General features: G+C 49.6%; 15 protein-coding genes. 6 read left to right on the top strand and 9 right to left on the bottom strand.

What is annotated here, in order from left to right; genetic code table 11:
* Nucleotides 1-23: 23 nt before the first annotated feature.
* Together WG31_RS15440 and WG31_RS01935 are read left to right on the top strand one after the other, a co-directional pair.
* Nucleotides 24-1,013, top strand: a complete 990-nt coding sequence (locus WG31_RS15440; RefSeq protein ID WP_157884478.1) for a hypothetical protein — start codon at nucleotides 24-26, stop codon at nucleotides 1,011-1,013.
* 37 nt (nucleotides 1,014-1,050) lie between these two features.
* Nucleotides 1,051-1,545, top strand: coding sequence for a hypothetical protein (locus tag WG31_RS01935; protein WP_157884477.1), 495 nt, complete (start codon nucleotides 1,051-1,053; stop codon nucleotides 1,543-1,545).
* A gap of 7 nt (nucleotides 1,546-1,552) precedes the next feature.
* Here the strand turns inward: WG31_RS01935 and WG31_RS15435 are convergent, their stop codons facing one another.
* The gene (locus tag WG31_RS15435; protein WP_157884476.1) at nucleotides 1,553-3,547 is read right to left on the bottom strand and encodes a phage tail tip lysozyme; all 1,995 of its coding nucleotides are present in this window, start codon (nucleotides 3,545-3,547) and stop codon (nucleotides 1,553-1,555) included.
* A gap of 425 nt (nucleotides 3,548-3,972) precedes the next feature.
* Between WG31_RS15435 and WG31_RS15430 the strand changes: the two genes are divergently transcribed.
* The 4 genes from WG31_RS15430 (at nucleotide 3,973) to WG31_RS15420 (ending at nucleotide 4,896) form a co-directional block, all read left to right on the top strand.
* Nucleotides 3,973-4,176: a hypothetical protein gene (locus WG31_RS15430; protein WP_157884475.1), complete on the top strand. Its 204-nt coding sequence runs from the start codon at nucleotides 3,973-3,975 to the stop codon at nucleotides 4,174-4,176.
* A gap of 83 nt (nucleotides 4,177-4,259) precedes the next feature.
* Nucleotides 4,260-4,472 (top strand): Arc family DNA-binding protein, encoded by a 213-nt coding sequence (locus WG31_RS16245; RefSeq protein WP_157884474.1) that lies wholly within the window; start codon nucleotides 4,260-4,262, stop codon nucleotides 4,470-4,472.
* Between the two features lie 19 nt (nucleotides 4,473-4,491).
* Complete coding sequence (locus WG31_RS15750; RefSeq protein ID WP_167348728.1) at nucleotides 4,492-4,638, top strand: hypothetical protein; 147 nt, start codon at nucleotides 4,492-4,494, stop codon at nucleotides 4,636-4,638.
* Between the two features lie 90 nt (nucleotides 4,639-4,728).
* Nucleotides 4,729-4,896, top strand: a complete 168-nt coding sequence (locus WG31_RS15420; protein ID WP_157884473.1) for a hypothetical protein — start codon at nucleotides 4,729-4,731, stop codon at nucleotides 4,894-4,896.
* A 116-nt stretch (nucleotides 4,897-5,012) separates the two neighbouring features.
* On the opposite strand, the gene WG31_RS01925 is transcribed toward WG31_RS15420, so the two are convergent.
* Genes WG31_RS01925 through WG31_RS01895 form a run of 8 tightly spaced genes read right to left on the bottom strand, consistent with a single transcriptional unit; the run spans nucleotide 5,013 to nucleotide 9,329 of the window.
* Entirely contained in the window at nucleotides 5,013-5,534 is a 522-nt protein-coding gene (locus tag WG31_RS01925) for a hypothetical protein (RefSeq protein ID WP_245191537.1), read from the bottom strand.
* On the bottom strand, nucleotides 5,504-5,941 hold the full coding sequence (locus WG31_RS01920) for a phage tail fiber protein (protein WP_063353465.1): 438 nt from the start codon (nucleotides 5,939-5,941) through the stop codon (nucleotides 5,504-5,506). Before WG31_RS01920 ends, WG31_RS01925 begins: the two co-directional genes overlap by 31 nt.
* 2 nt (nucleotides 5,942-5,943) lie before the next feature.
* The gene (locus WG31_RS01915) at nucleotides 5,944-7,101 is read right to left on the bottom strand and encodes a DUF3383 family protein (protein ID WP_063353464.1); all 1,158 of its coding nucleotides are present in this window, start codon (nucleotides 7,099-7,101) and stop codon (nucleotides 5,944-5,946) included.
* A complete protein-coding gene (locus WG31_RS01910; RefSeq protein ID WP_063353463.1) occupies nucleotides 7,098-7,661 on the bottom strand; it encodes a phage neck terminator protein in 564 nt (187 codons plus the stop codon). Before WG31_RS01910 ends, WG31_RS01915 begins: the two co-directional genes overlap by 4 nt.
* Entirely contained in the window at nucleotides 7,598-7,996 is a 399-nt protein-coding gene (locus WG31_RS14840; RefSeq protein WP_082823106.1) for a hypothetical protein, read from the bottom strand. The genes WG31_RS01910 and WG31_RS14840 overlap by 64 nt, the downstream gene beginning before the upstream one ends.
* Nucleotides 7,996-8,574: a hypothetical protein gene (locus WG31_RS01905; RefSeq protein WP_082823105.1), complete on the bottom strand. Its 579-nt coding sequence runs from the start codon at nucleotides 8,572-8,574 to the stop codon at nucleotides 7,996-7,998. Before WG31_RS01905 ends, WG31_RS14840 begins: the two co-directional genes overlap by 1 nt.
* On the bottom strand, nucleotides 8,565-8,981 hold the full coding sequence (locus WG31_RS01900; RefSeq protein WP_063353462.1) for a DUF4054 domain-containing protein: 417 nt from the start codon (nucleotides 8,979-8,981) through the stop codon (nucleotides 8,565-8,567). Before WG31_RS01900 ends, WG31_RS01905 begins: the two co-directional genes overlap by 10 nt.
* Before the next feature lie 9 nt (nucleotides 8,982-8,990).
* On the bottom strand, nucleotides 8,991-9,329 hold the full coding sequence (locus WG31_RS01895; protein ID WP_063353461.1) for a hypothetical protein: 339 nt from the start codon (nucleotides 9,327-9,329) through the stop codon (nucleotides 8,991-8,993).
* Nucleotides 9,330-9,332: the final 3 nt, after the last annotated feature.

The raw sequence follows: 9,332 nt of genomic DNA, 5'->3' as shown, positions 1-9,332 counted from the left end.
CCCTAGAATCCCATCCCAGCAATATGACTGGGATTTTGAGGAGAGATGGTTTGAAATTATTCTCATGGCTCAGACGCAAAGCAAGCAACGATATAAACACTTCAGAAAACACAAATAAAAATATCATATTACATAAAGAAATTATTAACCCAGCTTCACCCAGAGACGATAGCGCAACATCTCCTGATGGAAAGTATAAATTAAAGATATCTAGCATTGATAATTTATATAAAACACATAAATTTTCAATAAAATTCTCAATTTATGGATATAATGAAAAAATAATTTATAAATCGTTGTGCAATATCCCAACAATACATCCAAAAATATCAAACAGTGGTGATTGTATATTTGTAGATAACCCCGAAAACGTAGAAGATTATTCTAGTTTACATATATGCAGACAGGGAGATATCAGAAAAGTCGCATCCGAAGGATGGAATTTGTCTTCCAGCATATCATCTAATGGTGAAATATGCGCTTTATTGAATTCCATTCACCCCGCAGGTAAGTGGGTATTTATATATAATACACATTCTGGGAAATTAATTAATTCATGGAGCATTGATAATAAAAACCTTAAAAAAATTACAATAACACAAACCAATCAAGATTATAGAATAATACTTTCAAGCGATGAGTTGGGTAATTTTGATTTTTCCATTTCTGGGAAAGCTGGTAGCGAAGCTGCATATATTGATGCTGAGCTTGGGAAAGGAAATATTTACACCGTTATTTCAAGGGTGGATAAAATTTTAAAAGCATACAGAAAAGCCGATGGCATCGAATGCCTTAAAGAGCTTATCCCTTATATTGATAAGGCTCCTGCCCCTCAGTTTGCCAATGAAGAACATTGCAGGAAAGAAGCCCTCCTAACTAAGGCTCGAATCTTCGAAAAAATTGGAGACTACTCATCTGCTCTGCGTGACTATGAAGCCGCCGCGGAAATATACTCGACAAAACAAACAGAAAAAAAAATAGCAACAATTAAGAAGCGGATTTCCGCTATTTAAGAAAATATCCTTTTCTGAAATCATCAGGAGAAACAACTTGAAAAAGACATTATTTATGTTTGCGTTGATCCCATGTGTCATCACTGCGCAAGCCCATGCAGACGAGTGCAAAGGTGTGGTAACTCAAGATATCCCCGATAATTCATATGATGGAAAATCTGGCACCGTCATTGAGCAACTACACGAATATGAAGGTAAGCCTGATGGAACACCTCTCACCTATGCCGTGCATGGTGGCGGAGTTTATCCAGCAGACCATATTAGAATATTAAACTGCACAATTCATAAAATATCGACAGATCCCTATTATGAATTGAAGCTTAATAATACATCGGAAAACGCTGATGATATTATTATGCAGAAAGCAGAAGCGCAACTTTTGCAGATGGGCATGGATAACGCAGACGCAAGCAACGCCGCTTACGCCTATGCTAAATCTCCTAATACAGCATGTGGCAAAATGGCCGCCAGAGCCATTAACGGTGATCAATCTGCGGCATCGTTAATACTTTCCGGCGGCATATGCCCGTAAGCACAAATTAGGTCAGCCGTATATTGGCCTGACGCGCCCTAAAAGTTACGCTATCAAAGGCACTCCGTGCCTCTCTGGCAATGGCTTTTGGGTCGCTATTAGGCGCATGTATATTGAAGTTATTGGTGATTGTATTGCTCGTATCGCTAGAATTCCCAGATGGCGTGGGAGCATTTATTGAAGCTCTCATGCTATCCATGTAACGAGATAAACTATCTCCGCCAACGGCTGGTTGCGGGGGTGCAGATGGAGTTAGTGGCCCGCTAGAAAGCGCCGACCCCACAACGCTATTGGAGGATGCAAGATAATCTGCTAGCGCGCCTCGCTTCGCAATCTCCCCGCTAACATCCTTTGGCCTCTCAAAATAACTTGAAACAATAGCTGCGGCCACTCCTGCATTATTAGCCTGCCTTAGTAGATCACCTGCCTTTTTTTCCGTGTGGGTAAGTTCCCAATTGGCAAAGCCCATTTGCTCTCGCATAGCCGTTTCTTTGTCATGTACAGACTGCATGGTATGCCCATACAATTTTGTGTACGCGGCCTGCCTATCGGGGTGCCATTGCATCAGGCCGTAAGCTACCCCATTAACGGCCATTGGGTTTAAGCTGCTTTCGGTCATCGCGTTTGCAAGTAAGCCCGTAGCTTGCTCCTTACTCCACCCACTTGTCATCGCCATATTCGTAAACTTAATCATGGCGGCAGGGTCAGCGCCTTTCAACACTTTCTGAGCCCCCTGTGTGGCATATGACCTACCTAAGCCAAAGTGTGAGGCAAAATTATCTAGCGCCGATGCACCCGGAATATGCTTGTCTATCCACGTTCCTAAATCATCATTGGGATCAAGATATTTTAATGCTTCGTGAGCGCCTGCCGCAGCTAACAGCTTGGAAAGCGTTCCCAGCCCTGCCCCTGAAGCAGCGGACAATGTTCTCACATTAGCCAAAACCTCAAAAAATTTCTTGCCAACCCAAAGGTCAAATAAGATCTTAGCAACCTCTGCCCACCCTCCAACAGCCTTAGCCGCGCTGTCAGCATCCATGGCAAATCCCTCAACACGCTTTTCAATCTCTGCCCAGTCTATCCCTTTCAGATAATCCCACCAGCGTTTCAGCTCATCGCCCACGCCCTTCCAGTCCACATGCTCGATGGCATCACCAAAGCGAGTGACATACTGGTCGATATCCTGCCGCAGCCAGCCTTGGTTCTTATCAATTACGCCGCCAATCAGCGTCATCAGGTGATGCACTTCAGGGCTTAGGTCGGTCATGATCGAGCGGCCAAAGGATTCAGACTGCGCCGTCAGCTTTGTCCAGTCAGCCAGAAGCTGCCCGGATGCACGGCTGTCTCGCTCAGTAGGTTCATACTGCTTGAGGGATTTATACAGCGCCTCAATACGTTTAGGGCCAAGCTCCAGCATATTGATGGCACCCTGCGAGAACCCCGCCTGCCCTGCCAGCGTAGAGAAAAGCTGCGGGCCAAGGCGCTGTGCCGCGCGTGCCATGTCAGGAAGCAGCGCGTTGAAGTCGCGTAGCCTGCCATGGGCATCTTCCAGCCGTACGCCCATCTGCCCGAAGGCCATACCAAGATTGCGGCGGCCATCAATGGTCTGAAACTGCGATACCAGAGAACCAAGGCTGGAGGACATATCGGACGCACTGCCGCCCGCTGCTTCCGCCACCTTCTGCCAAGTTGTCAGCGTGTTGACTGAGGTGCCGAGGTTTTTGGCGAGCTGGCCTGCCGCTACGTTGCTGGCTGTGGTGTCCGACACGAACGCCTTAAGCGCCTTACCGCCCGTCAGCACGGCAATGAAGGCCAGAGCATTGCGCTCAAGATGCCGGAAAGAGTCTGCCGCCGTATCCGTAGCCTTGGATACACCAGCGCTCATCTTGGCCGCGCCAGATGTCACATTCCCGAACAGTGTTTGAACCTGCTGCACGCCTTTTTTCAGCGCCTTCGGATCAAGCCCGAGATCAACCACAAGGGCATCAACTACAGTTACCATTTTTCTTTCCTACCGGGGACGGTAGATTCTCATGTTTGGAGAGGCGGTACAAGGGTTGAGGAAGTGCATGATGATACCGTGACAAACAAAACTCTCGTAAGTAATTCACGGCGTCACTAATTTGCGCCGCATCATATTGCGGCCAAAAGTGAGACATTTTGTCTCAAAAAATGGGACATATAGTATGATACTTTTGGAAATGAACTGAAAATTTTTTACGATTCAGTCTAGGTACTTAATTAAAGTACTGTTATTTATGTTGTTAGACAAAAGAAAGGGGACAGCCCTGCAAGGCCATCCCCCTTTTATTCCGCTACCAATTGGAACCGTCGCGGAAATGTTGCTACAGTGATAGCGCGGGCTTAATGCCAACGCAAGTAACATGCGTCAAGGGCGGTTCTCTTAATCCTATAAGAGAAAACACAATGAGTGTAATCCCTAACTACAACCCTCGTCAGCCATCTAAAACGCTGACTGAAGCAGAAGCAACCATAATTATTCAGCGGATTGCTTCGGGCGAGTTTCTAAACCGCATTGCTGCAGACTTTGATGTGAACCCGGGGCGCATCTCGGAAATAAAAACTGGTAAGCGTTTCGGGCACTTACCTCGTCCATTCCGTCGCAAATAAGCGACAAGGGTGATATCGGAAACGGTATCACCCTTTATTATTATCTTTTATTCATCAAGCAAAACCAACCATTATAAAAGGCGGTGCTGGAAGAAGATGCCCGCAGCAACAATCGGACTTTGACGGCTGAGATCATTCAAAGGTTGGAAGATTCAATTGCTAATAAAGGCCTACTATCTATCTGCTCTCTTATATCCGTATTAAATGAATATGAGTCCAGAAATTTGTTGGAGGTATTTTCAAGGGTCCATATGCGTACACGGAAACGAAAAGAGTGCTATACTTATATCTCTTGATGCCAATGGAGTGAAAGAAATGGCTAAAAAGACAAAGAACACTAAAAATACAAAAAAAGTAAATAGAAGCTCAGAAACTGGACAATTCGTTACTCAAGAATATGCAAAAGCTCACCCCAGCACAACAGAAACGCAGCACATAAAGAAAGCGCCTAAAAGAAATTAGATATACTTCATTTCTAATTTCTTTTATTCATGGCTGCATAAAGCGATAAAATCGCCTGCGGTATATTAGTAATTCTTCAGGAGTTTCATTATGACCGAAGAAGATAGAAATTTGCTTTTGGCTGTATCTAGCGCTGTTCTGGGAATTCTTGACCCTCCCCAAAATCAGTCGCAGACAGATCGAATAGCAAGCGAACACCTCTCCGACCATATACGAGAGTTAATGAACAAAGTTATTGAGCGTCAGGAACAGAAATAACTATCACCCTCAACTCGCATTAAACCGGTTCACCACAGCCATTTCCAATAAGTCCTCAAAGTCCTCGCTGTCATAAACTGTTTGCAGTTCATGCAGCGAGGCAAGGCCTTGCTGAATTACGAGGGCGTGGCGTTCATTGACGTTGGCATATCGGGCGACGGGGCGCTGTTTCCCATTTGCAGCAGAGCGGACAGAAGGGAGAACAACTGGCCGACGCCCTTGAAAAAATCCACATGCAACGCAAATGCCTCCTTCTGGAGCCATGCAACTGTGGGGATTTCTTCAATATCGCTTTCATGCAGCGGACGGCGCACACTTGGGTTGCCCGGATCTGGCTGCACACTTACGCACTGCATCAGACGCGCAAGTAGTTCATCCATCTTCTCTGGTGCCATCATCCCGAAGATGCTGATACCCGCAGCGGCAAGCCCGGCAACACCGGAACCAGATGCAGCGCCGGGAATGTCCGCACCACTTGAGATAGCTGCCTGCAAGCAATGCCGTCCCCACTTATCCGCCTCAAAGGCAGACATGCGGGTAATGACAAACATCTTGCCCTTGTCAGCACCTTCCTGCTGGCACGTAACGGTAATTTCCTTGATGGCCATTACAGCGCGGCCGGGATAACCCGCTCCCATAGCAGTTCAAATGTCTGCGCTTCCAGCACGCGCGCGGCAGATGGAATAACAACGGCAGAGCGCACAAGGCCGCGCACCATGGTGTATTTCTTGCCGATGGAGGGAAGCTGGATTTCCGCGCTCAAGCGATAGAGGCTGCGCGCTGTGGCCTGCGCTGCCACAATGGCTTCGAAAATGCGAGAACTGGAACTGGACGGCGCGAGGCTAATAGTTTGCGCAATGGGGTTGGGCACCCAGCCCGCATTTAGGTAGCCATCAATGCTCATGGCTGTTTCTGCCTGCTCAACCGCCTCTGTTTCAAAAGCGCGATCTGCCGCATAATTTTCCAGCGTGATCGGGGCATTATAAAGCCCCGGCACTGTAATGGTGAAAACCGAATTGGCGGCTGTGATATCATAATCAGACATGCTTACTGCACCTCAACAGACGAAAGGTTGATGGACTGCACGCTTTCGCCGTCCGTATAGAAGAACATGCCATCCACTGTGCCGCGCTTGGCCCGTGTTGCTGCTGTAGCTGTGGATGCACCGGGGATGAGATACCACCCCTGAGTTTGCAGTGTTGTGCTAATGGTTTTTCCGGCCCTAGAATTGACTTGTAACACCTCATCATCAGAGAGCGTTACGCCTGCCTGAATAGCACCAAAGGAAAGCGCCAGATCAATAGTGGGCTGCACCGACGTTGAAATAATGCCGTCCCCGACTGCATCGTACGGGATAAGGCCAACGTTGGAGAACATATCCGCTAGATTGATCTGGAAATCTGCATTCATCCATATCTGGTTTAGGTAACTGTCAGCCCAAGCAAACGGGCCAGACACAGAGCCATCCACGAACCAGTTGAAGGATGTATCATTGGCTTTGTAGTTGCCGTAGAAGCAGTAACCATTCCCCAGCAGGTTTGCTGCCTGTGCGTTGGAAATGTTGGACGGTGTCAGGCCGGAAAACTGACGGAACATCAGCGTTGTTCGGCCATTTGCCCGATTGGGGTTGATGGACGCTGCCCATGAAAGCGCAGCCGCAGCAATCAACGTGCCATTGCCGTCAGCGTTACATACGCATGTCAGGCCCGGTGTGTTGTTGGCTTTTACTGTTGCCCCGAATGTGGCGGTCGCATTGGCTGTCAGGATAGCTGCATCTGCATCCTGAATAACGCCCCAATAGCGGTTAGGGTTAGCAGCCATCCACGTAGCAATGGCTGTTTTGGCCGTAGCGTCTGGCTCCTGAGCAAACATGAAACCAGACCAATCGCCCTCTGCATCCGCTGCGGCAGAAAGATACGTGCCGTAATCTGCATCTGCTGGAGAGGACGGAAGCTGGTAGAAATACAGGGTGGACGGCGCATCCAGCGAACCAGAATACGAGCCAAAGTAAATGCTGGCGATGCTGGCCTCAATACTGGATGCCCCGCACTTGGTGGCCACATCAGCCGCTGCAGTGAAGGAACTTACCCCCGCATCCAAAGAGGTGTTCGTAGAAAACACCATACCCTTGAGGATGTTAACCGTGCCGCTGGGCGAGATAACGCTCGGCGTCACACTGACGATGCTTTTGATTGATAATGTCATGCTTGTGTCTCGTTGCTGGCCGCCTCTGCTTCAATCAGATCGATATGAGCGGAGTCAGCAAACTGTTGTGGAAGCGTGAAGCGATAATTGGCCTGCAAGTGCAGGTCTGCATTCCAGTTATCCTCATACTGGTGCTCACCATTGATGAATCCCGTCTGGCGCGGATCATCTGCATAAAGCGGCGTCACATCACCTTGGGGGCGTTCCTGCACGAAGAACTGGCAGGCGTAAGGATCACGAAACAGCGTCACGATGCGCTCAATCATGTCACCGGCACCGGGCCCGAACACACTAACCTGCACAGTTAGGTGCTCTTGCCTGCTCACTGTTCGCGTATCTGTGCCGTATTTAGAGCCGTTGGTGGCAATCTGCTGCCGCACAACAATGGTCATCAGCACAAACAGGCCAAGAGGTGCAGCAACGCGGTTCTGTTGGCCAAGCCTAACCTCTGTCCCTGCGGGCAGAATGGAAAGCAGAAAAGCCCGCAGCGCCGCTGTTACATCGTCTTCGGACAGGGTTGTTGCGATGGGGTCTGCCGCACCACTATCAGCTTGCACCATTCACCCCTACCCCATTGTTCAGGCTGGCCAACAACCAGCCATTCCGAATCATCAAAAACAAGGATATCACCGCCAAATTGGTGCGCTCGATCTAAGCCCTTGATATGCCCGTAAACGTAAACTGAGCGCGCATCAGTGGATTGGTTGAGGTTGGCGACCTGCTGCAAATCCTCGCTACTGGCGGCCTGCACCTGAATGGTGATCAAAGCCTCAATGTATTCGGGATCCACACGCCCGCTAGGAAGTGTCTCGCTGCCATTACTGGCCTTTAAGGTGGCCTGTATGCATGGATTAACTGCCGAGATGATGCCTGTTACTGGCCCAAAAAGGTTCATCACTTCACCTCTCCATCAACCGCTCGAAGCATCGTGCGAGTATGTTCCAGCGGATTGTTGTAACCCTTCTTGCGTATTGTGCTGGGCGCGTTCGGTGGGTCTGACCAATCAATGATGGACTTCTGAATGTCCGACACCATCAGCATAGCCACGCGGCCAAGGGATGTGGCGGAATCCATACCCGTGCGCTTCATGCTTGTTGCCAGCGCATCGGCCCACGCCTGTTTATTTTTGGCTATAGCAGTCCGAAAGAATCGTCGTGGCGGGATAACGATTTTATGCGCTCTCGTTGTCTTGGTTTCGCCTTGGAAGCTTTTGCTCACAAAACGCGCGGCTATCCGTTCTGCTCCACGCTTTCCGACTACAGCATCTGTGATGTATTTCGTGCCGCCAGGATGATCAATCGAGGCCCCAAACTCCTGAATAGAAGCAATCTCAGCAACGGGCGTGCCGTCTGGATACGTGGAGCCTTCCAAAAACCCTACACGCGCCATGCGTGCTGTTTCTGAATTGCTCTCAAGCTGCCGCATATATGCACGCAGCTTTGCGCCTCCACGCACCTTTGCCTTTACGGCCACGACCACGCGGGCTGTGGGCGGCCCGGAACATATCGTGCTGTGCGCAAGAAAGCGGTGGCAGCCCAATAGGCCGCGCCCCACTTGGTTTGCACCCACCATGCCTGAGAATTGGTGACAGGCCCCATATCAGCCGAAAGCGACACACTCCCTTCTGACGCCGACGCAATGCGTCCCACCACGTCAGAACCACCTTGCTGCGCACTTAAATTAAGCTGCGCCAGATGGGCCGTGATCATCCCCAGCAAAACACCACGCCTGCCCACGTCCTGCACAGGTGAAGCGTCTGTATTGTTGAGATACAAACCGGCCTCATCCCACAGAGCGCTGCCAAGTTCCGTATCCACATAAATGGCCAGCGCGGGATAACGCGCCGACCATTTTGCATAATCAAACTGCGCTATCGCCATGCCTACGCCTCACTTGGCCGGGGTAATACCCGGAGCAGGATTTTTTGGATCAAGCGGCTCTGTGCCCGCTTTAACTGTCTCCTGCTCCTTGGCCTGCCCTTCCGCCTTGGCTACTGTTGGCTGCGCGAAGATCAGTTTATTTTCCAAAGGCGGAAAGCCAGCCTTCTCCTTCACCCAAGCGTCCCAGAAATCGGACGGGATGGTGGTAAGGCCATAGCCGCCAATTACGCGCGCTGCATTGGCACCGTTCAGCTTGTATTCCACGCCCGGCTTGTTTTTCAGCCGCAGGATAACGCCGTTGGCCAGCTTGCAGCCAATAACAACGGCGCTGGATGTTGTGCCGCTCATGTC

The organism is Acetobacter oryzifermentans, assembly GCF_001628715.1.
Taxonomy (GTDB): Bacteria; Pseudomonadota; Alphaproteobacteria; order Acetobacterales; family Acetobacteraceae; genus Acetobacter; species Acetobacter oryzifermentans.
This window is presented reverse-complemented; position numbering and strand designations above follow the sequence as displayed.